Source organism: Sphingobacterium spiritivorum, from assembly GCF_016724845.1.
GTDB classification, from domain to species: Bacteria; Bacteroidota; Bacteroidia; order Sphingobacteriales; family Sphingobacteriaceae; genus Sphingobacterium; species Sphingobacterium spiritivorum_A.
Map to the genome: position 1 here is coordinate 4,279,400 of NZ_CP068082.1, position 22,326 is coordinate 4,301,725.

General features: G+C 38.6%; 18 protein-coding genes and 1 pseudogene. 13 read left to right on the forward strand and 6 right to left on the reverse strand.

Annotation, left to right across the window (positions count from 1 at the left end; all coding sequences use genetic code 11):
* The first annotated feature begins 74 nt into the window (after window positions 1–74).
* The 8 genes from I6J03_RS18155 (at window position 75) to I6J03_RS18190 (ending at window position 9,531) form a co-directional block, all read left to right on the forward strand.
* The gene (locus I6J03_RS18155; RefSeq protein WP_003003203.1) at window positions 75–1,253 is read left to right on the forward strand and encodes an acetyl-CoA C-acyltransferase; all 1,179 of its coding nucleotides are present in this window, start codon (window positions 75–77) and stop codon (window positions 1,251–1,253) included.
* Window positions 1,254–1,481: 228 nt separating this feature from the next.
* A complete protein-coding gene (locus I6J03_RS18160; RefSeq protein WP_232279606.1) occupies window positions 1,482–3,791 on the forward strand; it encodes a mechanosensitive ion channel family protein in 2,310 nt (769 codons plus the stop codon).
* A gap of 212 nt (window positions 3,792–4,003) precedes the next feature.
* Window positions 4,004–4,642, forward strand: a complete 639-nt coding sequence (locus I6J03_RS18165; RefSeq protein WP_003003199.1) for an RDD family protein — start codon at window positions 4,004–4,006, stop codon at window positions 4,640–4,642.
* A 30-nt stretch (window positions 4,643–4,672) separates the two neighbouring features.
* Window positions 4,673–6,091: a serine hydrolase domain-containing protein gene (locus tag I6J03_RS18170; RefSeq protein WP_003003198.1), complete on the forward strand. Its 1,419-nt coding sequence runs from the start codon at window positions 4,673–4,675 to the stop codon at window positions 6,089–6,091.
* A 52-nt stretch (window positions 6,092–6,143) separates the two neighbouring features.
* Window positions 6,144–7,187, forward strand: a complete 1,044-nt coding sequence (locus I6J03_RS18175) for a preprotein translocase subunit SecD (RefSeq protein WP_232279605.1) — start codon at window positions 6,144–6,146, stop codon at window positions 7,185–7,187.
* Between the two features lie 2 nt (window positions 7,188–7,189).
* The gene (locus I6J03_RS18180; protein ID WP_003003194.1) at window positions 7,190–8,134 is read left to right on the forward strand and encodes a leucine-rich repeat domain-containing protein; all 945 of its coding nucleotides are present in this window, start codon (window positions 7,190–7,192) and stop codon (window positions 8,132–8,134) included.
* A 12-nt stretch (window positions 8,135–8,146) separates the two neighbouring features.
* Window positions 8,147–9,016: a WG repeat-containing protein gene (locus I6J03_RS18185; RefSeq protein ID WP_039989505.1), complete on the forward strand. Its 870-nt coding sequence runs from the start codon at window positions 8,147–8,149 to the stop codon at window positions 9,014–9,016.
* Window positions 9,016–9,531 (forward strand): hypothetical protein, encoded by a 516-nt coding sequence (locus tag I6J03_RS18190; protein ID WP_003003190.1) that lies wholly within the window; start codon window positions 9,016–9,018, stop codon window positions 9,529–9,531. Before I6J03_RS18185 ends, I6J03_RS18190 begins: the two co-directional genes overlap by 1 nt.
* Before the next feature lie 25 nt (window positions 9,532–9,556).
* On the opposite strand, the gene I6J03_RS18195 is transcribed toward I6J03_RS18190, so the two are convergent.
* The 3 genes and pseudogenes from I6J03_RS18195 to I6J03_RS18210 form a co-directional block, all read right to left on the reverse strand.
* The gene (locus I6J03_RS18195) at window positions 9,557–10,279 is read right to left on the reverse strand and encodes a YqjF family protein (protein WP_003003188.1); all 723 of its coding nucleotides are present in this window, start codon (window positions 10,277–10,279) and stop codon (window positions 9,557–9,559) included.
* 337 nt (window positions 10,280–10,616) lie between these two features.
* Window positions 10,617–10,888 (reverse strand): annotated as a pseudogene (locus tag I6J03_RS18205) (ORF6N domain-containing protein).
* A gap of 105 nt (window positions 10,889–10,993) precedes the next feature.
* Window positions 10,994–11,251: a helix-turn-helix transcriptional regulator gene (locus tag I6J03_RS18210; protein ID WP_003003183.1), complete on the reverse strand. Its 258-nt coding sequence runs from the start codon at window positions 11,249–11,251 to the stop codon at window positions 10,994–10,996.
* Between the two features lie 621 nt (window positions 11,252–11,872).
* Here I6J03_RS18210 and I6J03_RS18215 point away from each other — a divergent pair.
* Window positions 11,873–13,006, forward strand: coding sequence for a hypothetical protein (locus I6J03_RS18215; RefSeq protein ID WP_039989502.1), 1,134 nt, complete (start codon window positions 11,873–11,875; stop codon window positions 13,004–13,006).
* A gap of 73 nt (window positions 13,007–13,079) precedes the next feature.
* On the opposite strand, the gene I6J03_RS18220 is transcribed toward I6J03_RS18215, so the two are convergent.
* Window positions 13,080–13,706 carry a hypothetical protein gene (locus I6J03_RS18220; protein ID WP_003003177.1) on the reverse strand — a complete coding sequence of 209 codons (627 nt, stop codon included), beginning with the start codon at window positions 13,704–13,706 and terminating at the stop codon, window positions 13,080–13,082.
* A 175-nt stretch (window positions 13,707–13,881) separates the two neighbouring features.
* On the opposite strand from I6J03_RS18220, the gene I6J03_RS18225 reads away from it, so the two are divergent.
* The 4 genes from I6J03_RS18225 to I6J03_RS18240 all read left to right on the forward strand — a co-directional run bounded on the left by I6J03_RS18225 (window position 13,882) and on the right by I6J03_RS18240 (window position 20,240).
* On the forward strand, window positions 13,882–16,344 hold the full coding sequence (locus I6J03_RS18225; RefSeq protein ID WP_039989707.1) for an SEL1-like repeat protein: 2,463 nt from the start codon (window positions 13,882–13,884) through the stop codon (window positions 16,342–16,344).
* 7 nt (window positions 16,345–16,351) lie between these two features.
* Window positions 16,352–16,918, forward strand: a complete 567-nt coding sequence (locus I6J03_RS18230; RefSeq protein ID WP_003003175.1) for a hypothetical protein — start codon at window positions 16,352–16,354, stop codon at window positions 16,916–16,918.
* A 17-nt stretch (window positions 16,919–16,935) separates the two neighbouring features.
* A complete protein-coding gene (locus I6J03_RS18235) occupies window positions 16,936–18,183 on the forward strand; it encodes a hypothetical protein (RefSeq protein ID WP_003003174.1) in 1,248 nt (415 codons plus the stop codon).
* Window positions 18,184–18,335: 152 nt separating this feature from the next.
* Entirely contained in the window at window positions 18,336–20,240 is a 1,905-nt protein-coding gene (locus I6J03_RS18240; RefSeq protein ID WP_201693884.1) for an AAA domain-containing protein, read from the forward strand.
* Window positions 20,241–20,304: 64 nt separating this feature from the next.
* On the opposite strand, the gene I6J03_RS18245 is transcribed toward I6J03_RS18240, so the two are convergent.
* Together I6J03_RS18245 and I6J03_RS18250 are read right to left on the reverse strand one after the other, a co-directional pair.
* Window positions 20,305–20,625, reverse strand: a complete 321-nt coding sequence (locus I6J03_RS18245) for a nucleoside triphosphate pyrophosphohydrolase family protein (RefSeq protein ID WP_003003170.1) — start codon at window positions 20,623–20,625, stop codon at window positions 20,305–20,307.
* 198 nt (window positions 20,626–20,823) lie between these two features.
* Window positions 20,824–22,101, reverse strand: a complete 1,278-nt coding sequence (locus I6J03_RS18250; protein WP_003003168.1) for a hypothetical protein — start codon at window positions 22,099–22,101, stop codon at window positions 20,824–20,826.
* Between the last annotated feature and the right edge of the window lie 225 nt (window positions 22,102–22,326).

Here is a 22,326-nt window from a genome sequence, read left to right on the forward strand (position 1 = left end):
AGTATGACACTGTTTTGGTCTGCTATCAGACTCTGCATTTAGAGATTTTGTACCATTATAAACAAAAGATAAACATGAATAAAAAAGTATTTATAGTTGCGGCCAAGCGTACAGCTATCGGTAGTTTCGGAGGGGCACTTTCCACACTTTCCGCTACAGAACTGGGAGCTAAAGCTGTTTCCGCTGCTTTGGATCAATCCGGAATAGCTACTGAACATATAGATGAGCTGTTGATGGGATGTGTTCTGCAAGCTAACCTTGGGCAGGCTCCGGCACGTCAGGTGGCCAAAATCTCAGGTTTACCGGATCAGGTTACTGTAACCACAATTAATAAAGTGTGCGCCAGTGGCATGAAAGCTGTATCTCTGGGTGCACAATCGATCCTATTGGGCGATGCCGATGTCGTGCTGGCAGGAGGCATGGAAAGTATGAGTCAGACACCTTATTATGTTCCTGCAGCCCGGTGGGGTGCGAAGTATGGCAGTCAAAGTTTGGTAGACGGGGTGCAAAAAGATGGGCTAAGTGATGCATACACGCAGGATGCTATGGGCGTCTTCGGAGAATTATGTGCCGAAAAATATGCTATAGGACGCGAGGAGCAGGATGCGTATGCTATTGGTTCATATCAGCGTAGCAGAGAAGCATGGGAGACAGGAAAGTTTACCAATGAGGTCGTGCCGGTCGTGATTGCTACGCGTAAAGGAGAGCAGATCATAGCGCAGGATGAAGAGTTTTCACAGGTCAATTTTGATAAGATCCCTTCTTTGAAGCCTGCATTCAAAAAGGACGGAACGATTACAGCTGCCAATGCATCCACTATCAGTGATGGTGCAGCAGCTTTATTACTTGTGAGTGAGCAAAAAGTAAAGGAATGGGGACTTAGTCCATTGGCAGAGATCGTGGCGTATGCAGATGCCGAACAGGCTCCGGAATGGTTTACGACGACACCACGTATTGCAACTGAAAAAGTGCTGAAGAAAGCCGGTCTTGCAGTATCTGATATTGACTACTTTGAGTTTAATGAAGCTTTTTCTGTAGTAGCATTAGCAAATGCGAAGCTCTTAAATATTCCGGCTGAGAAAGTAAATATATATGGAGGAGCCGTATCATTGGGGCATCCACTGGGCTGTTCCGGTGCACGTATTCTGGTCACGTTGACAAGTGTATTGCAGCAGGAGCAAGGCCAATACGGGCTGGCTGCAATCTGTAACGGCGGTGGCGGGGCATCCGCAGTAATTATCAAAAGAGTTTAAAATTCAGAATTATAAGGTATCTGAAGCAGAGATTTTTTTATACTAAATAAAGGTTTGTAAATTTTATTATTAATTCAATACTCCTGAGACTAATCCGTTTCAGGAGTTTTTTTGTTGTAACTTATGGTGTTTTATCTTTTTGGAAGTGATTTTTATTCCTTGATTTTGAAATGTAGATGAACTTCCTCTTATTAAAAGTTTATTTTTGTTCATATGGATAACAGAGCTATGAAGAAATTATTGATTTTTCTTTCGTTTTTATTACATATCGGATCAGCTTATTCACAGGATTCGGTTTCCACATCCGCTACCGTTCCGGATTCGTTGTCTGATCATCTGGAAGCTTTACGTACAGGAATGAAAAACCTGAATGTAGAATACATTACTAATATTCGGGCAAAGGAAATCGCTGTTGTGGTGTCCAAAATAGAGGATAATTATAAAAAGTATGCAGGAATATCAGATAGCACTTCTCTGGATTCGCTACAAAAATGGCATCAGGATGCTGCGGCAGAAATAGTACGTCTGCGTTCTATGGAACATACCATCAATAATTATAATCAGGGCCTGACCTCTACCCGGGATAAGTTCCATGAATTAAAAAGGAAATATGAAACAATCCTGTTGGCAAATCCGCTGATCAACAATACACTAAACCATTCGGAAAGAGAAGTAAGCGCAAAGATGGATTCTTTGCATACGATCGAATTGAAGATAAAAAAAATGATTTCCGAATCGCCCGCTATCACCGCTGATATAAACGAGGCCATCACATCATATGGGGTATCCGATGAGTCTGAAACCATTAAAACCAAAAGTTCGCTTTGGCGTGCACATACGCAAGGAATTACAAAAAACGATATCGTAAACAGTATCAAGCAAAACTATGCCAGTACCCGTTCTCTTAACTTGTATGTCAATCATACGGACTGGGGATCGCGGATATTGCTGATTGTGCTGACTTTAGCTTATATCTACTGGATTTTTAATATTGAATTTGTTTCCAGAAAGGCCGTTGGCGAACGTAAGCGCATAGCGATTACTAATCCCTGGAAGCTATTGCGCATCCTGGGCAAAGGAATCATATTTCTACTGACCCTGTTACCGTTGGTTAAATTTATCACGCCTACTTTTCTCATACAAGCCTCTCAGCTGGTGATAATGATTTTGTTCAGTTTGTTGTTGCTGGATAAGCTATCTAAGACACAACGTAAGATGCTGGCTTTTATATTCTTGTTTTACAGTCTGGTTGTGATTGCCAATCTCATTGTAAATGATGGATTATTCCTGAGAGGAGTATGTATTCTGTTTAATCTGATTGCGCTTGCACTGGTGATCTACACAAAGAAAAAGATCCGTAATCCGGAATCTCCGGGATATATCGGCACTTTTGTATATCTGCTGGTGATCGTCTTAAGTATTCTGGCTATTGTTTCCAACACACTGGGATACGTCGATCTTGCACGGAGCTTTAGTGTAGCCTGTGCAGTAGCTTTTGCCCAGTCCTTCACCTTGCAGTTCTTTACAGAGATGATCAGACGCGATGTGCGGAATCAGTTTAAAAAAGATCGTATTCAAAACGGGTTTTGGAGTCGGTTTAATGAACAGCGTACAATCAAAGTCTTATCTGATATACTGAGACTGCTGTGTATTATTGTTGCCATAATAGTTTTTGCAAACAATCTGCAGTTTATAGAACGTCTGCTGAATTCAAGTGATCTGTTTTTTAATAAGGCCCGAAAGATTGGTAATCTGTCTTTTACCATAGGCAATATGGGCATAGCTGTATTACTATTGTTTGTCACCAATTGGCTTCAGAAAAATATCAGTCTGCTGATTTTAGGTGGTGAAAACGGTAAACTCAATAAAGATTACAATCAGAAGTTAACCCTGTTTCCATTGTTTCGTTTAGCCATTATTCTGATAGGGTTCTTCTTTGCAATCTCAGCGCTCGGAATGAGCCTGGACAAACTTACGGTAGTCATCGGGGCATTGAGTGTCGGTATAGGATTAGGAATGCAGAATATCATTAATAACTTCGTATCAGGAATAATTCTGGTCTTTGACAAGCCTTTCAGAGTAGGAGACCAGATCGAACTGGCCGATAAAAAGGGAAGAGTTAAAGAGATCGGTATCCGTGCCAGTGTGCTGCAAACCGGAGACGGAGCGGATGTGATTATCCCGAATGGAGATTTATTATCCGGAAGACTGGTCAACTGGACATTGTCTCAGGATTATAGCCGTACCAGTTTTACGATACAGGTAGACCGCCGGGTTGACCTTGCACAAGCGACAGCCTGGATTATTGAAGCAATGGAAAGAAGTACTTATTGTCTCAGGGACCTCGGCACCAATGTAAGTGTGCAGGATGTGAGTGAAGATATGATCTACCTCAATCTGGGCTGCTGGATCAATGCTGCTGCAAATGCAGGGCCTTTCAGAAATGATGTACTCAAAGTCTTGTATCAAAAATTTGAGGAGCAAAAGCTTAATTTTTACAGCGTTTCAACTGCAAAAACGATCATTAATACAAAATAGGGCTGAGAAGTTTAAACAGAGTGTGTTTAACATTTATGATAAAATAAATAACGGATATAGGTTCATCTGATGCGAATATAAAATACATTGACAGCAGTTGATAAAAATATTGTTTATTTGAGTATTATTATGATGTGGATTTCTTTTTAGTGCTTTTAAGATGTTTAAAATAAGGAGTTTGCATTTTTTTATTCATATTTAATACAGATCTTATGCTTGTCATTTTTGGTACAAAATCCGTAGGTAAAACAGTCAAATCCGGGGAGTTCGAATGTGTACGATGCAATACACATCGTTCCTATCAGTTGAAGCAAAATCAGAAGTTTTTTTCCTTATTCTTTATTCCGGTTATTCCTCTCGGAAAATTAGGAGATACTCTGGAATGTACCTTCTGTAAGACCGCCTATATTCCCTCTACGGTATTATCAGCTTCTGAGTATACTTCCTCAACGGCAGTAATAGACAGTCTGGAAGCTCCTTTGGCATCTGTAGGGAAGCGCTTAGGAAGTTATCTTATAGATATGATCGTATTGACAATACTCAATTTTCCCTTGGCTTTTCTCGCCAAACATTTGCCAGACTATTTTGATAACAAATTTTATTTGTTGTTCTTCCCGTTATGGATACTCTATTTCTTCCTGATGGAATTACTTTTTAAGGGTACTGTTGGCAAGAAGGCACTATCAGTTATAGTTGTTTCCGATAGGGAAGGTCGCAAACTTTCTGTATTTCAGTATTTTGTAAGGAGCGTAGTCAAATGCATTCCGTTTCTTCCGATTATACTATTATTCAATGATAAACGAAAAGCTGCTCACGATCTGATCGCAGGCACTATTGTTGTTGAAAAATAGAAGCGAATAATAGTATTCGTCAACCTATACATGAAAAAACTCAATATTATACTCGTACTGTCCGTACTTATCCATACCTGTTTTGCGCAGCAGCAACAAAGACAGGTCAGACAACTCGACAGCATATTTTCTATGCTGAATGAGCAGAATCAGTTTAACGGAACAGTACTTATAGCCGATAAAGGGAATATTCTCTTTGAGAAAGGCTATGGCTATCGTGATGAAACGACTAAAGCGTATAATAATCCGGAGACAATTTTTGAATTGGGATCTGCTTCCAAACAGTTTACGGCAGCGGCTATTGTACTGCTCAAAAGACAGGGGAAATTGCGTTATGAAGATTCGATAGAAAAATATCTTCCAGAACTTGGATTCTGGAATAAAGTTACCATTTATGATCTGCTTCGTCATACGAGTGGTCTGCCCGAATTTATGATCGATATGCCGAAGGAATGGGATGCATCCCGCATAGCTACAAACGATGATCTGATCCGGTTTTATGCTGAGCGAAAGGATTCTTTGCAATTCAAACCTAAAAATCTGTATCGTTATAATAGTACAGGTTTTGCTCTGCTCGCCAGTATTATTGAACGTGTATCCGGTAAGAAATATGCAGATTTTATGGCTGATCAGATTTTTAAGCCCTTAAAGATGAACAGCACATTCGTGTATAACAGCAGACTGCATCCGCGCGACATAAAAAATTATGCTACCGGTTATGTTTGGGCGCGCAACTCCTTTCGGAAAGTAGTACCGGAAGATACGTCCTACAATGATAAAAAGGTGTATTTTCTCGATGGTATTGTAGGTGCGAGTAAGATCAGTTCGAATGTAAAAGATATCTACAGCTGGTTTAAGGCATTGGAAGCCAATACACTGCTTACTAAACAGGAATTTGAGGAGATGACTGAGGTGACGCAGAATGCCTATGGTAAAAACATTCCCTATGGTCTCGGATTTGATCTGACAAAGGGAGAAAATAAATTCACCTATGGTAATGTCGGAAATTGGGGAGGTTATGTCGCACTTCTTTACCGGGATGTAGTCAAAGACAGAATGGTTATTGTGTTGGAAAATTTTAAACTGGGAACTTATCCTTTTAATAATATCACGCAGATACTGGAGAATCAGCCCCTGAAAACAGAATTCAAGAAGAAAGTACAACTTTCTGAAGCAGATATAAAAAAATATGTAGGCCTGTATATCGATAGCAGAGATCCGGATGAAGATTACAGGATAACATATGCAGACGGTCATCTGATCTATAATACTTCCAGATCCAAACTGGATTTGCGCTTTTTTCCTGTTTCAGAAAATGAGTTTCAGGGGATAAGACAAGGAGGCATGGACAGTGCGTTGAAATTTACGCTGCTGGATAACGGGAATATCAAATTGCAGATGTCTGAATATGGAGATGTAATGGGTACAGGAATCAAAGCAGTAGAATAAACAGCCGATTCAGTTTTTAAGTCTTATGAAGAAACACATTATAATCATACTTATGGTACTATTTGCAACACAATTGTCCGCACAGCATCCAAACGATCCCAGATATAAAAAATATGAAGGACGATATGGGGGTAATGATGGCATTTGTCTCTTTGAAGATGGATATTTTTTGTTGTACGGCTATGCAACTGCTGTATTTGGCTCTTATTGTTTTGAGAAAGATTATCTGCTGTTTTATCCGGATAAGCCCGAATTGTTTCAGGTTTATGCCTATGAAAATAAAAGTATAGGTGACAGCGTTCGCATTAATTTTACAGGTTTTGAAAACGGAGCTACTTTTGCACGATTTGATAAAGATAGTATACGAAGGGTTTTTAATGAAGAGGCAAATTGTTTTGATGCTCCGTTCGTATACAGTGGTCCGTTGCCTTTCCGGCAGCTTAGCCTTTCGCAGTGGTCCTCTGAGGAGGAGGGAGATCTACAAAACCCCAATATTTCCTGGTTGTATACGATACCTTCCAATTACAACGATTTTATTTTTGTATACAATAAGCCTAAATCTGTGTATCAGGATTTTGCAGCTGTAATATCCGGGCAAGACGGAGAATTGTGTTTAAAGAAAGATGGATACCTGGATAGACAAGGATATCCGTGCAGGCTTAATATCAAAGAGGATAAGGAATGGCCGGAGATAGTAAAGTGGAAAGATCAATATTTCGAAAATAAAAATAAGGGTGATGCTGTATTTGCCAATAGGCATTACAACAGTTTTCCGGCTCCCGATTCCAATGTCTATAACTACGATACTAATACCAATCAATATATCAGTAAGGACTACCTGGAAAATGAAGAATACTTCAAACAGAATGAATACAATGATGACCGCTTTCTGCGTAAGTACAACAAGCTCCAATCGAATACACAAGAACCATTTGATTACAAACAGCAGACTATAACTTCTGGAAGTATATTTTATACCACATGTGAAGAACCGGATAAATCTTATAAATACAAAGGGCTTAAAAAAGCTGATTCTGCTAATGACGGAGCTATCCCTGTAACAACGGTTCCCGTTCCTATGCCCCCAAATCAATAATTATGAAACAGTTATTTAATCTGATCCTGATATGTTTATTGCCTGCCTATTCTATGGGGCAGGAGATAATGATGAGTCCTGCTATCTTCAATGAACTGAAATTAAAGCTCACAAACGACTCGGTACTTTTCCTCAATAAGGCAACAGAAATAAATACATTTGATCTCGGTAAAATCAAATGTATAGAGATCACTGCGTTAAATAAACAAAGTCCGGCATTGGATAGTGATATTCTTGACAAGATATTTAATCATACACCCCATTTAGAGGAGCTTGTTCTGCACTCCAATCTTACAGGTCTGCCGGAGATATCATCACCGGGCAAAAAATTACGTGTACTGGATCTTTCCAGAAATAATCTGGAGTTCATTCCTGAAGATATTGGTCAGTTGACTGCTCTTGAGATATTGAGATGTGATTATAATGAACATTTAAAAGCGCTGCCTCAATCTATAACACAATTGTCTAAACTGCAGCTCTTATCTCTCTATGGAACAGGGTTTGAAGAATTTCCTGAAGAAATCTTTTCTTTGTCAACTTTGACAAAACTATATGTAACGGGTCATCCGCAGATCGGAACTCAGGTAAAAACACCTAAGAAGATAAATTCGATACCGGATCAGTTTGCCAGACTCCCGGAACTGACGGATCTGAGTATACGATATACCAATATTTCTACTTTGCCTGCTTCTATAACAAAGCTGTTGAAACTTGAAGAATTATCATTGTCTGGCAATGCATTTAAGACATTTCCTGATCAACTAAAAGCAATGAAGGGATTAGTAATTGTAGACTTCGGAAATAATCCGGTAGATCCTAAAACCTTTATCAATTCGCTGTACAATATGAAGTGGAGAGGCTTATTCTATCTACATGACCTGGGACTGGATAAAGCGCAGCAGGAAAAAATACAAACCTTGTTATCTACTATAGATGTATATTACTAAACTGCTTTAATCATGAGATCTATACGAACACTGCTTATTCTGATAACGGTATTCATGCAAGTGTATGTAAATGCACAGACGGAACCTGTATTAGTACCCGTGAATGACAGAAAGCAGGGATATATTGGTTATTATCTTGAAGACGGAACAGAAGTCGTTCCTCCGCAATTTTGTACGGCAACCTATCTTATCGAAGACAAATACTATATTGTATCAAGAGCGGAGCACGATCATTATCCGGACGGACGGAGAAAGGAAGAACATATTCCCGGTACTGAAAAATATGGATTACTCAACAGCAAGGGCAAAGTTATCATTCCGTTGGATAACAATTACAGTTTTGTAACCGTTAACAATGGCGTCATTACTGTTGGAAAGAATGATACATATGGGGTCGTGGACGAAGAGAATAAAATAACAGTGCCTTTACAATATGCGTCCTTAGATCCGATCGATGCGAATCTGATTGTTGCTGAGTGGAATAACAAAGCAGGCATTATCGATATTCATAATAATGTGAAGGTTGCGTTTGAATTTGATAGAATTTATCCTTTCGAAAAGGGTAGTGACGGACGTCTGTTAGCTATGGTCGAAATAGCTCATAAAACTGCTGTAATCGACCCGATGGGGAAATATATTCTTCAACCTTCAGATATTTCTGTTTACTATCTTACTCCGGTATCATTTGTTATAAAGGAAGGGGAGAAGTACGGACTAATGGATTATGATAAAAAAGTGCTTATACCTGCTATATATACCGATGCCTACAAGACAGAGAATGAGCTGCAGTTTAAAAAAGATGATCACTACTATTACTTTAGCTTTGGCGGTAAATTGATTCGTAAAGAAAAGATCGAAGAATCTTATAAATCTGTAGACTGATGAAGAATAGCCTGAAGTCATGGACTATTATTCTTTCTGTGATAGGAATATTGTATATACCTCTGACAGCTTTCTATCGATACAATAATTTAGTTCCGGTGACCGGTACTGTTACAGAACTTATCAAGACCCGTACTCGCATTCCATATTATAAATTTCGGTTGGCAGAATACGACAATATGTTTTATAATCCGGGAAGAGGAACACTGACACTTTTTAAGGATGAGCTGGTAAAAAGTGACGATCCCGTTGAATTTTATATTCTGAAAGGAGATGCCGGGAAATTAAATAAAGGGGAGGAAATTCTTTATATGGGATTTGAAAATAAAGATATAGGCGTTGATGTGTTTTACAGTATCACTAAGCCCGGTCTGCTGATTCAGTTCCTTACCCTAATTTTTTATTTAACGATCATGTGTCTGAATGCATGCTGCGCCTACCGCTATCGTGAAAAATGGTCTGAAAGGCTTATAGTTGTATATTTCTTGTTTTTTATATTGCTTATGGCATTGTAGTAATGCTAGTCTTTCCGGATTTAAACTAAAGCTTCTCTGCTTTCCAGGAGACCACTTTTACCCCGGGAGAATAGTGTACTTTAATCATTGTTGATGGGGAAAGTTTTATACCCCCGAAATTATAGTCAACCAACAGATTGTTCATATGAACATTGTGAATTTCCCATTCTTTGTGGTGGATATCATATCTCCATAATTGGGATTTTCTTTCCAGATAAAGACAGTACCGCTCTGTCAGCCACAGATCCAGTTGAGATTTTTCGGATACCTTATCGAGAATACTGAAGTCTGAATGCAGGTTGAAATTCTTTTTTATGTTATCGTTGGTATACTGATCTGTTTTGCGTGCTATTCCCGACTTTTCATACGGAAGTCCGGACAGTGTTCGGGCCACAAATGCAGAAAGTGCTTTTTCAGCTTCTATATGAATAAAGTATACCCCTTTTTTCTGGTCATTATCAATGTAGGTGCGGACATTTATTTCATAAAAATCGGATATAAACCCTACTGCAGGCAGATTGCGGGGGCGTATATTCTGCATCTTAAAAGCAACCAATGAGATGTAATATTTTCCATCAAAACTATCGATATGCAAATGAGCCGGAACCAACTTACGAAGATGGGTATAATCAATTTCAAAGTGCAAAAATAAAGCATCGTTCCATTCCTGATAATATTGCCATTTCGAAGCAGGCATATTCCAGGGTCTGTGTCCTATATCCGTTAGTAACTGTTGAATGGCATTCATATCTGTAATCAGGAGAATCTTATTTAAGCTAATATCAGTAAAATTTTCATTTACATATATTGTGTTCTGAATTTATTCCATAGTTTGTTCTATTTCCTATTACTGATAATAAAACCAATTTTCTCTATTTCTTTTAGTTTTCTGATCTCAGTTTTTTCCTTTAAGAGATCAAGACAATTAAAGAGTACATCTAAGCTCTTGTTATAGCTATTCTGTTTCTTTGCCAGTATTTCTACTGCATTTCTTAGTTCTGCGATTTCTAATTGAACTTGAGTATTATCCGTAATGAACTGACGTATACGTATAAAGATCCGCATTAACTGTTCAGGACAGATGACTACATCGTCTCTCTTTGTTCTGTCAAGCAAAACGGAGAATAACTTAATCCTTTTTTATCAAGATTGGAGGTCACATTTTGTGATCTCCAATCTTTTAACTCTGTATCAGATATTTCAAACTTAAAATCTTCGGGAAACCGGTCTGTATTTCTACGTTATAAAGTTGAGCTAAATCTCTATCCAGTATGATTCTCTGTCCTCTAATGAGGTATATCTTGTCAATAAGGACTTCGTCAGAAAGTACATTTTGTATATTTTCTTTTCTATTCATAGCCTTTATTTTGTTTGATTAAGACTGTTGCATGTTTAGTAAAGAAGGTTGCTTATATATGCTCACAATGATTACAACAGATGCTTATGAAATCATTAAACTCTGTTATTTCTTTTTATTCTTATCTTTTTCGAAAGGAGGGATGATGCTATCTTTCCAGTTGCTGGGGTACAGCAGATCCCGGATATCTACACGCAGGTATTCAGCGATATCATTTAGGGTGTTTACAGTAGGCTGTTGCTTGTTGTTAACCCATCTCGAAACCGTTTCTTTCTTTACATTCAGATGCCTGACCAAGTCGTTATTAGTGGCTCCTTTCTGTTCAAGAACATCTTTTATTCGATTTACTTTAATTTCTTTCATAATTATTGTTGATTTTTAAAATCAACTTTGTATATTTGCTTATCATGTAGCGAAAATTAAAGACGATGTAAAGTTTTACTGTCAGTGGAGTATTAGTTTTTATTCTGTTGATACAATATATCTCGCTATATTAATCAAGAGATATTATGAAAACATATGTTATTCATACCACGAGCAGTATTTATGTATATCTTAAAGGAGATATAGCATTTCATCTGCAATCCATTGAAAAGAACTTATCCTGTCCGCCAGAATAGGATATTTACAATATTACAGACGAAAAACGAGCTTAAATTCGGATTATGAATCCGGATATTTCCATCTGATAAAAGAATGGAAATGTTAAAGCCACTTTTTTCCATCTGTAGCCAACCTCTCTTCCATAAGAAAACACGCCTGCTTCAAATGGCTTAATCAACTGGTCTTACTTTAAATTTCGATCAATAAAGATAGATTGTTTTTTCTGCCAAAGCAAGTAAGTTGTATCATATTTTTGATACTTTCTTATAAGGAGGGGTTTGGTTTTTTTAAGTTAATTGATTGTGAAATCTAATATCTTTTCAAGGAAAGGTGCTGTGTTTTTTCATAGAATAAGAAGAGTATTCATCTAAAGTCAATTATATGAGACATTTAGCATATGGCGTAAATTATACATTCTTGCTCTCCGATGAGGAAATTCGCCATCCTTTTACAGTATTGGATGATGTATTCGGAGACCATTCTTCCTGTTTCCGAATGCAGGAACGTTTATGGGATCTGGTAACAGTGGCTATGCGTCCTAATTACTGGTTGCGTTATGATTCTCCTCTGGAAGTCTACAATTTGTATACATCCGTAGTACGGTTGATAGAGGCCGGGTGGCTGATATCCCAAATACGCCCTGAACAGGAGCAAAAGGCGACCTTATCAGACAAATTTATGGCAAGGGAAACTCACCTGAAGAGGCCTGTCATTAAACCTATAGAGCAACACACCGTCCTGAATGCTTACAAGGTATTGTTACAATCCTATAAAGAAGACAAGCTCTTTACGCTGCGAATCGATCTTTTTGAGTTTTTGTTTGAAGGATTGCATCCTACCTGCGTAGATTATTCCCCTTCTTTGAGCGAATATCTGGTCGACCGATATCATTTCCTGAGCAGGCTTATAGATGCGTTGTATATGATTCATGATCAGGAAAAGAGAAGAGAAAGTTCAGAGGAGGATCTCCTTATTCTGGAGAAATATCAAAAAGATGACACCGCTGGAATAAGACAGAAAGATATATATGGACATCAGCTGGGAGATATGTTTATCTATTCTAAAAAGGAAGATTTACGACAGGCATTATCGTCTTCATACGAGGTATTGTATCATAATGACTTCTGGAAATATCATCATAATCCGGCAAATGTGCTTCATTACTTTCATGACTTTGTATTTATCATGGATAGCACTTATGTTTTTTTACAAGAAAGGATATCCAGAAATGTGGATCCGGATCAGGAATGGGATATTCCGGCTCATATTCTTCAGGAAATGGAGTCGCTGCCTTTAAAAGAAAACAAAAAGCCTTTGAGATATTTGAAAGAAATGTTTGATATCCGACCGCTGAACGAATGGAAACGCGACCTTGCAAACTGGCAGGATGCTGTACTCAGTAATAAAAAGATTTCTTATGATCAAAAAAACACATACAAAGAAGTCAGGCAATTTTTAACGGGTCTGATTGAATTTATTGAACTTATGTCATACGAGCCTGAAGTCAAAATATAAGTATCCATGTACCTTTATACTACTTAAATACGGTCGGCTAATATTTCATAGGCCGACTGTATTTTTTAAGATTTTATAAGGTTGTAAACGTAAGTTTTTCGACTATATATGCTTTACCGAAGTTCTCCGGATCATGTTTTACTCTCGCAGTAACCATGTGCCATTTTGGAACGGCATTCTGGTTTGCTTTCCATTGTGCTTCCAGATCCAGTTGTTCCTGCCATACTATATCCAGTTCTCTTGCTGCTTCAGTATTCAGTGGTTTCAGAATGAGCTTTTCTCCTTCAAAATAGTATTTACCCTCTTTTTTGCGAATTTCAATATTAGGTCCTCCGGGTATAAAAGAGCGAATCAGAGGGATGGTAAAGGTCTCATTACCCTTGTATTTTTCCTTATTCAGTACTTTCATAAATTCTAAGTAATAAGAGGAGCCGTCAGTAGGCGGTTCTTTGAGTCCTACCATTTTGGCTTTTATTTTATATGTATAACCCGGTTCGCGCTCTGTAAAATCGTATAATGGTATATCTATCGGCTCTTTTCCCGGCAATAACAAAAGCTGGTTATCTGTAGAAGCATACTTGTGGCTGACCTGCAATTCTATTATCTGACCGTTCTTAAATTTCCATGGACTGTAGACTTCTTCTTTCTTGCAGGAAAGCAGTAATAAGACAGCGCTTAAGGCAAATAACAGGTTCTTCATGTTTTTTAGTATAAATTGATTTTGTGTGGATAACGGCCTGAGAGGAATAGATGCTACATTTAACTTAAAATATTGTTTAAGGTAGCTGATGGATATAAAGAGGAGAAAAAATGGCGGAAATCAGGGATATCCTGTATTGCTGTTTTTATGTTATTTTACACTATTAATATCACATATGGCACATCGTATCTATACGTACAATATTGATCTGAAAACCAGGCAGAACTATCCCCATTATCTGGGTGAGTGGAATTACGTGATTCCCGAATTACTGTTTCCGTTATTTTCTGCAAATCCGCGAAGCAAGGGTACCCGACTTTATTTTGAGAGAGAGCCGGGGATAGTGGCGCTTCGTCAATTCTACCATCTCCTGGCTGAAACGTATCGGCTTCACAATGAAAAAGCATACACGGAGCCGGTAAATACGATGTTCAGCTTTTTAGAGAACCTGCCATACGACACTTTTGTTATGGATGCGACTGATGTGTTCAATATGAACGAGGAGAAGCATAGCAATCAGGCAAAAGATTGGGTAGGAGAGATTCTGGAAAAAAACGAGCTGTATAACAAGGCAATTGCTGAACAGGATCTGAGCTTCCTGAGTGATGTCCTGATGCAATCAGGTCATGCTTCATTCCTGGATATGCTTCAGTATGACTGGATCAATTATGGATTAGGATACTGGAATGAAGAGGCTTATAAAGAAAACGGAACTGAAGTTTTTGAGCAAGACCAACGTTACGGACTCAAAGACAATAAAGGGAATATTCTGGTAAATCCTGTTTATGATGATATGTACAACTTTACAAATGAAGGTGTAGCTGTCGTGATGAAAGATGATTTGTACGGATATCTCAAAGATACCGGAGAACTCATTATTCCCTGTCAGTATGACGATGCTTTTGATGCATTCCTGATCGAAGAAGAGCTGTTTGCAACTGTAGTGAAGCAAGGCAAGGCAGGACTTATCAGGTTAAAGACTGGTGAATCCTGTATTCCAATAGCTTATACTGATCTGGAAGAATTATACCGGGGGCTCTTTAATGCAAATACGAATGGAGTCTACACACTGTTAAATTCAAGAAATGAACAAATTATTCCCGGACAGAGCGATTTTCCTTATGAATTTCAATATCCCGATCTGGTGTTTAAAAAGGAAAAAGGTACAGCGCTTCGACATTATTACAGCTTATCCGGTGTTTACATGGGAGCCTTTCCGGAAGATGTATTGTGCAATATCTCAGCCGGTTATTATTGGGTAGAACCCAGCAAATATCAGAAGAAGATCAGTGTGCTGAATCCGGAGGGTGTCGTTTTTGAAGAGGAGATCGATCGGATTATTGTTTTGGATAATTACAGCACTATAGCTTATCTCAAGAACAAAGCCTGGTATATTTACGATATCCGGCATCAGTTGATGCGGCTGAACGGCGAAGGAGTCGAAAGGGTAGGGATTGACGCTTTAAACAATTATATGCCGGATGTATTTATTGTGACAGATAAGGGGGCTAACGGTCTTTACGATGCCTTACAAGACAAATGGCTGATACCGTTATCTGCTGAAAATACCAAGATCGAACATTGTCAACTCGAATTCCTCCGCATTACACAAGGAGCACAGATGCGTTATTATGATTATAATACGACGACGATGAGTCCGCTGTACGATTATGTGTGCGAAGGGATAGATTATCAAACACAATTTCTATGTCTTTTTGCCGGAGATAAAATGTTGACTCTGGACAAGGAACGCCAGATCAGGGAAGTCCCCAATGAGCAGATGGGACATCTGCATGAGAATAATCATGTGCTCAGAGGAAATGATCAGCGTTATTTTCTGGATTACTATCGAAACTGGACACAATGTACAGGTGATGGTTATGAATCTTATTTTGATCAGGAAACTCTTTATACAAAAGGAAGACGCTTTGCGCGCTCGGGGGATATGGAAAATGCAATCAGACTTTACACATTGGGAGCTGAACGAGGGAGTGTCCGCATGATGTTTGAACTTGGCAGTATCTATACAATGGATGAACAATACCAAAATATTCCCTTAGGTGTCACGTATTATGAAAGGGCTGCTATGGAGGATAGTGCAGCAGCATGGAATGATATCGGCTATCTATATCAGAATGGAATAGGCTACCCCAAAGATATAGAAAGGGCTATGGTTGCTTATCAAAAGGCAGCAGAGCTCGGAGACGGACTAGCGCTGGTCAATCTGGGAGATCTCTATTTTTATGGCCATGTAGAACAGGATTATGATATGGCATTGGAATATTACAAGAAAGCGGAGAAAAAGCGACATCCCAAAGTAGAGAATTTGGCAGAGATCTACTATCAAAAGAAAGACTATACAAACCTGTTGCGATATCTGAGAAAAGATTACGGAGATACATTTTCTGCCATATACTATGGTATACTTTATGATCATGGATATGGGGTGAAGCAAAACGCTAAAAAAGCAATTCAGTATTATGAGAAGGCCATGTCTCAGAGCCAGTATTTCTATGGTTTAGAAAGATTGTTATACTATTACAAAAAGGATCCGGCATTCATTGATTCTGAAAAATTTAAGCAATGGATTGCCTATGCGCAAGAATACGATATGGAAGTAAGTGAAGAATATAAATAATTAAAAGATGATCAGAAAAATAATAGGAATAGCAGCACTTATCATTAATATGTGTTCTGTCTACGCACAACAGCTAAATGTAAATATTATTCAGGAAAATAAGAAAGTAGCTCCAGAAGGAGACCGCTATACGCTCCGCAAATTACCTTTTACTTTTCAGGTAGAGGTATCTGGTACAGATGCTTTCCTGATTGGGGCAACGACAGATGATGATGTCTACAGATCTGCAATCGGTGAAGCTGATCTGGAAGTGGAATGGTTTGAGAACTCAGGAATGGCGGAAGGACGCTTTAACGCAGAACAATCTCTTTTTATAAGTAACGATGCACCCAGCTACTGGTATTTTACAGCAGAAGATGATCATCGTTTTGATCGTAATCCAAAAGGTACACCCGATCATTGGACAGCGAACAGAACTATTGCCAAAATAGATCTGCTGGCGCTGGATAAACAAGTATCTTTGATAGATATACAGACACCGCTCTATCTTATTTTTTATACCGCTACTCATGATGAAGATTATAATGTAGTAGATAAGAAAATCTTATATAAAGCTGAGTTGGTCTGGGAATAATCAGGTAAGAGAAATACATGGGAATATTAGATATGTTTACAACGAATAAAAAGGAAATATACATAGAAGGAGATCAGCTGAATTATCTGGAATACGGGGAGATGGAGCAGGTGGATCTGAGCAAACTCAAATATGCTTATGCAGAAGTATTGGGCGGAGATCCTTTTCTCTTTTTATTCGATCACCGGCAATGTTATATATCAGGGCTTTTGAAAGGTTTTGAGACGGTATACCGGCAACTCTCCGAACGTTTTGGTTTTGATGATACAGTATTTTATAATGTTACCACACAAACAAACGATATTAAGAAACGCATCTGGCTGAAAAAATATCCTCGAAATTACTGCATTCTGCAGCAGGAAGATGTCGCAGACTATACGCATGGTTATGAAGTGATGACAACTGTTCCTCTCTTGCTGTCCTGGGATACATCGTATGATGAACTGCAAACATTGAATGTAGGCCATCTCGAAAAATCGGACTACGATATTAATGTATTTGTATTTGATTATCCCGTACGTATAGGTAACATGATTGTAGAAGGTCTGGAAGCCTATTATGATAACGAGCGTACGGATATTGCGGTACAGCATTATATATGTGCATTGTACAATGATGCACATACTGATACGAGCTATTATGAAATCAAAGCAGAATGGATGCGGCATATTCCGATAGATGTAGATACCTGTGGTTATGAACGTGACGACCAGAAGCACCTTACCTTTGATATAGAAGATGTGTGGCTTTCCATCTCTTATACCTATGATACAGAAGAGGGCTATGATGACGGCAGCACTTCACTGAGTATACAGAATAACAGATCATATCCTGATTTTTTAGATCATCGGGATTACACGGATGATCATATAACTATAGATGCGTATATTCCATTTCATACAGTCCATGAGATCGTTGAAGACTATCGTAAAAATATAAATGTATTTGCATTGCCCTCCTTAATTCGTAAAACTCTCGATAATAAAAGCGGAATCTGGTTGGATAAGAATAATGGTAAAATAGGATTTGCTGGTGAAGAGATGTGTCTGCTCTATGATATGCATGATATAAAGCGGATATGTTTTTATAACCTGTTGCCTGCCAAAGGCCCCGGATATGCAAGCTTTGAGGTCCAGTTAAAAGATAAGCAACATACAGATACAGTTTTCTACGGAGACTGTTATGTTTTTGATGGTTATGCAGATCAGCTGCGTGAGGTTCTCGGACTGGAAGTTTACATCCCCGAAGCAGATTATAACTGTTAGGCTGAAGTGTCCCTCAGTCGTTCCGCTTTTATTCTAAAATCTGATTAAAATCACGTTCATAGCATGCTTAGCCTTGCATTTTTAATAAAAAAATGAGAAAGTACCTTAATATGTAGTCTGCGAATGCCTATTTTTGAATTTAACTTTTGTAGATGACGTATTTTGAAGAACTTGCCAAGTTATTAGAGAAAGAACAAAAACACGACAAAGAAGAGTATCAACAACTTTTACAGACGCAGTCTTTAGCCAAACGGAGACAGGCAGGACTGTGCTGGTATCCGATTATGATTCGTAATGAAGAGATCGGATTAGGAGACTATATTCAGATTATAATTCAGCGGACAGTAAAGGATGAGCTGACACATCGGTTCAGATACGGAATGCCAGTAGCCCTGTTCTCTAATCACAATCCGTCTGCAGATCGTATCTTCGGTACCATAGGCTATTTAAACGGAGATGAGATGAAGATTTCTCTGCGGGTGGATGAATTGCCGGACTGGGTGAGGTCGGGGAAACTTGGTGTGGATCTCCTGTTTGATGAAAACAGCTATCAGGAAATGTTCAAGGCATTGAAACGGGCTGATGCTGCCCGGGATGATAAGAAGATGGCACCGCTTATCCATTTGCTGACTGATCAACAGGTTCACGATTATGATCACATTGTTTCTGATCAGGAGATCAGCTCAATGGACGGATTAAATGAGTATCAGTTAAAAGCTGTAAATCAGATAGTAAATTCGCCGCACCTTACCATTGTACATGGCCCTCCGGGCACAGGTAAGACCACGACTTTGGTACACGGTATTAAAGCTCTTCTGCAGAAATATCCCGATCAGATTCTGGTCACGGCACCAAGTAATACAGCCGTAGATCTGCTGACCGAAAAACTTCATGAAACTGGTGTGAGAGTAGTACGCATAGGTAATCCTGTAAAAGTATCCGAACAGTTGCATGAGTTAACGCTGGACGGTAAACTGGAAAGTCATCCTATGCAAAAGGAATTAAAAACAATCCGGAAAAAGGCGGATGTTTTTAGAGATATGGCTAAGAAATATAAACGAAACTTTGGAAAAGCCGAACGTGATCAACGGAAAGCACTCTTTCAGGAAGCGAAGAATCTAATGAAAGAAGCTGAACAGATTGCCCAATATATACAAAAAGATATTCTGGATGTGGCTCAGGTCATTACTGCCACTCTGGTAGGTTCCAATCATTCTGCTATCCAGGACAGAACTTATGCAGCCGTATTTATTGATGAAGCCGGGCAGGCTCTGGAACCTGCCTGCTGGATTCCAATTCTAAAATCTGACAAGCTAATCCTTGCAGGAGATCATCTTCAGCTGCCACCGACAATCAAATCAAAAGATTCTTCGGTAAAAGCATTCCACGAAACACTTATGGAAAAACTGGTGCATGCATACCCATCCTATGTATGCCTCCTGCGGCAACAATACCGTATGCATCAGGATATCATGCAATACCCATCTGCAGCACTCTATAACAATACGTTATTTGCAGAACCATCAATAGCACAGCAAGAGCTTTCGCCAGGCGACAATGCTTTTCTGTTTATCGATACTGCCGGAGCAGGATTTGATGAGGTGCAGGAAGATACAGCAATCTCAAATATAGAAGAGGCAAATTTCCTGATCCGTCATTTAAAACAATATTTGGCAGCATTCAAAAAGGATGAAAATATCAACCTGTTTCCAAATATAGGTCTGATCTCACCTTACAGACAACAAGTATTGCTGCTAAAGGAACTGATTCGTAATGATGAAATGAAAATCTCCGTACCTGTACAAGTACAAACGATAGATGGTTTTCAGGGACAAGAACGTGATATTATCTATATCTCACTGACACGCAGTAATGCTGAAGGTCAGATCGGATTTCTGAATGAAATACGGCGTATGAATGTAGCAATGACCCGTGCCCGATACAAACTGATTATTATCGGTGATAGTTCCACTATTGGTCAGCATCCTTTTTATGCCGGTATGATCCAATATGCTGAATCCATAGATGCCTACAAAAGTGTCTGGGAATGGATGTAAGATAACTACCACGAGGGTAGAAGCTCGTGGTTAGTTAGTCTCATAACTGCTGTACTCGGTTTGATTAACGAACCAATTTCTCCGTTTTGGTCAGAAAATTTTCAACTGCATCTTTGATATCGATGCCACTTCGGTTAGCCAGTACGATCAGCCACCAGATATTTTCCCCCAGTTTATGTTCCAGTTCTGAGGCCGAATTACTTTTTGGCCATCTGTGTTGCTGAGACATAATATTTCTTCCCACCATACCCGCATCCGTCAGATAAGCCAGCGCATCTTCTTCTACTGTCCATTTACTTTCATGGTTTTGCACTTCCAGACTGTGGTAACTCTTTCTAAGTTCCAAAGAACGACGGATAATTTCATCAAGATTATTTTTACTCATATTAGTAGTTAATTATAGCCGTGGATATACACAGTCACCTGCAATATACAGCATGTCAGTAGCAAAGTATGCCACAGAAATGTATAATATTCCTTACCCTGTACCTCGGGAAATGCTGAATATAGCTCAACATACAATTCGGTAATCCTAACCAAACGTAAATTTATGAGATCCTGTCTTATTCAAACCGGTGTACTATTACCTGACGGACGGTATTCCGGAGATCAGCAACAGCTTATCGAGTTTTGAGGTTTTTGCTTCGATAACATCAATATTAAAAGTTATCCCCTTGATCTCGAATGAAATAGTCGGAAAATGCATAATCGGAATTTCTACCTGCCTTAATATAGCTGATACAAGAGGTAGAAATATTTCATTGAGTGCCAGACTCAAACCAAAGCTGAGTGGCTTTAATAAATACTCAGCCCATTTGGCAATGCCAAAGTCAATATCCAGTTTAGGAATATTCAGGTCTTTGACTGTTAACAATAATCTTCCGTTATGAACAACGGGTTTAAAAGTCGCTTTGATAGTCGCTTTTCCGTGTGGACCGAATGATATTTTAAAAAATCCTTTTTTTAGTGTCAGTTGTGCTAATAATTCTGCATCAATTTTCCCTTCAATACTTCCATCGGTCTGAATGACAAAAGCTCTCGGATTGAATACCTGAGCCAATACATGTCCGCTAATGATCTTCCATGAAAATTCCTTTTCCTTTTTTAAGGGAAAAGGAATAGCGGCCATTGTCTCTATGGCATGGCTGTCTATGCCGGCAAATACAATCTCAGCCGGCCAGTTGAGAGAAGTATATGTGTCAGGCTGTATGGCACCTATACAGGAGTAAGCCGTAACAAAGGTTTTTTCGACAACAGGTATAGGAAGGCTTATGGTAACATCTTTAAAGGTCAGTGCTGGTAACTTTATTTTATCTAAAAGATCCTTGTTTAATACATGAATAAGTAAGGGAAGAATATGCTTTTTCAGTTCATCTATGTATTCTTTATAATCTTCTGCATCCTTGATCTTCAGATCTGCGGTTAAGATGTTAGCGCTCAGATAGTTTTGTTTGCCTTCAATAGAGGTCTGTATATTTACTTTTGCGGATACTTTTATATTTATATTTAACAGGGACGTATCCTTTAATTTGAGTTTAAGGTTGATATTGGGGAAATAAGCCTGAAAAGTGGCTTTTGAAAGCATATCCAGAATCAAAGTTTCTTCATGAGCATCAAGAAATAATTCCTCTTCCGATAGTTCAGAAATATAATGACTTTGAAAATCTTCTTTTTTTAATTGAACTGACTGTGAGAGATCGATTACAGGAGACTCATTAATATCATAGGATACAGCCAGAAAGAGTTCCGTGACAATATCTTTACTTCCTTTAAATATATTGGGATATATTTTTTGATATATCTGCTGGACTAGTGGATTGAGGGTTTTGTTGTCAGTACCCATTACAATGTTATAGTTCATAATTTCTATGTTTTACTTAATGGAAAAATCAGTTAAATGCGCGATAATAGGGAGTATACTATTCTCACTATCAAAATTATAGTTTTGCAGTTGTATAAAAGGGGGACAAAGAGTCGATATAGGGGGACATTTTGGATGCTCCTTATACGTATAAAGGTTCTGATGGAATTCTGGAATATGAAATGTATTTCGCTTTATAGCGCCTTAATCCTTATTAAAAACACA

Bases quoted from the DNA above. Each gene is read 5' to 3' on its own strand.
- I6J03_RS18155 (WP_003003203.1), top strand. From the start codon at position 75: ATGAATAAAAAAGTATTTATAGTTGCGGCCAAGCGTACAGCTATCGGT.
- I6J03_RS18160 (WP_232279606.1), top strand. From the start codon at position 1,482: ATGAAGAAATTATTGATTTTTCTTTCGTTTTTATTACATATCGGATCA.
- I6J03_RS18165 (WP_003003199.1), top strand. From the start codon at position 4,004: ATGCTTGTCATTTTTGGTACAAAATCCGTAGGTAAAACAGTCAAATCC.
- I6J03_RS18170 (WP_003003198.1), top strand. From the start codon at position 4,673: ATGAAAAAACTCAATATTATACTCGTACTGTCCGTACTTATCCATACC.
- I6J03_RS18175 (WP_232279605.1), top strand. From the start codon at position 6,144: ATGGTACTATTTGCAACACAATTGTCCGCACAGCATCCAAACGATCCC.
- I6J03_RS18180 (WP_003003194.1), top strand. From the start codon at position 7,190: ATGAAACAGTTATTTAATCTGATCCTGATATGTTTATTGCCTGCCTAT.
- I6J03_RS18185 (WP_039989505.1), top strand. From the start codon at position 8,147: ATGAGATCTATACGAACACTGCTTATTCTGATAACGGTATTCATGCAA.
- I6J03_RS18190 (WP_003003190.1), top strand. From the start codon at position 9,016: ATGAAGAATAGCCTGAAGTCATGGACTATTATTCTTTCTGTGATAGGA.
- I6J03_RS18195 (WP_003003188.1), bottom strand. From the start codon at position 10,279: ATGAATGCCATTCAACAGTTACTAACGGATATAGGACACAGACCCTGG.
- I6J03_RS18210 (WP_003003183.1), bottom strand. From the start codon at position 11,251: ATGAAAGAAATTAAAGTAAATCGAATAAAAGATGTTCTTGAACAGAAA.
- I6J03_RS18215 (WP_039989502.1), top strand. From the start codon at position 11,873: ATGAGACATTTAGCATATGGCGTAAATTATACATTCTTGCTCTCCGAT.
- I6J03_RS18220 (WP_003003177.1), bottom strand. From the start codon at position 13,706: ATGAAGAACCTGTTATTTGCCTTAAGCGCTGTCTTATTACTGCTTTCC.
- I6J03_RS18225 (WP_039989707.1), top strand. From the start codon at position 13,882: ATGGCACATCGTATCTATACGTACAATATTGATCTGAAAACCAGGCAG.
- I6J03_RS18230 (WP_003003175.1), top strand. From the start codon at position 16,352: ATGATCAGAAAAATAATAGGAATAGCAGCACTTATCATTAATATGTGT.
- I6J03_RS18235 (WP_003003174.1), top strand. From the start codon at position 16,936: ATGGGAATATTAGATATGTTTACAACGAATAAAAAGGAAATATACATA.
- I6J03_RS18240 (WP_201693884.1), top strand. From the start codon at position 18,336: ATGACGTATTTTGAAGAACTTGCCAAGTTATTAGAGAAAGAACAAAAA.
- I6J03_RS18245 (WP_003003170.1), bottom strand. From the start codon at position 20,625: ATGAGTAAAAATAATCTTGATGAAATTATCCGTCGTTCTTTGGAACTT.
- I6J03_RS18250 (WP_003003168.1), bottom strand. From the start codon at position 22,101: ATGAACTATAACATTGTAATGGGTACTGACAACAAAACCCTCAATCCA.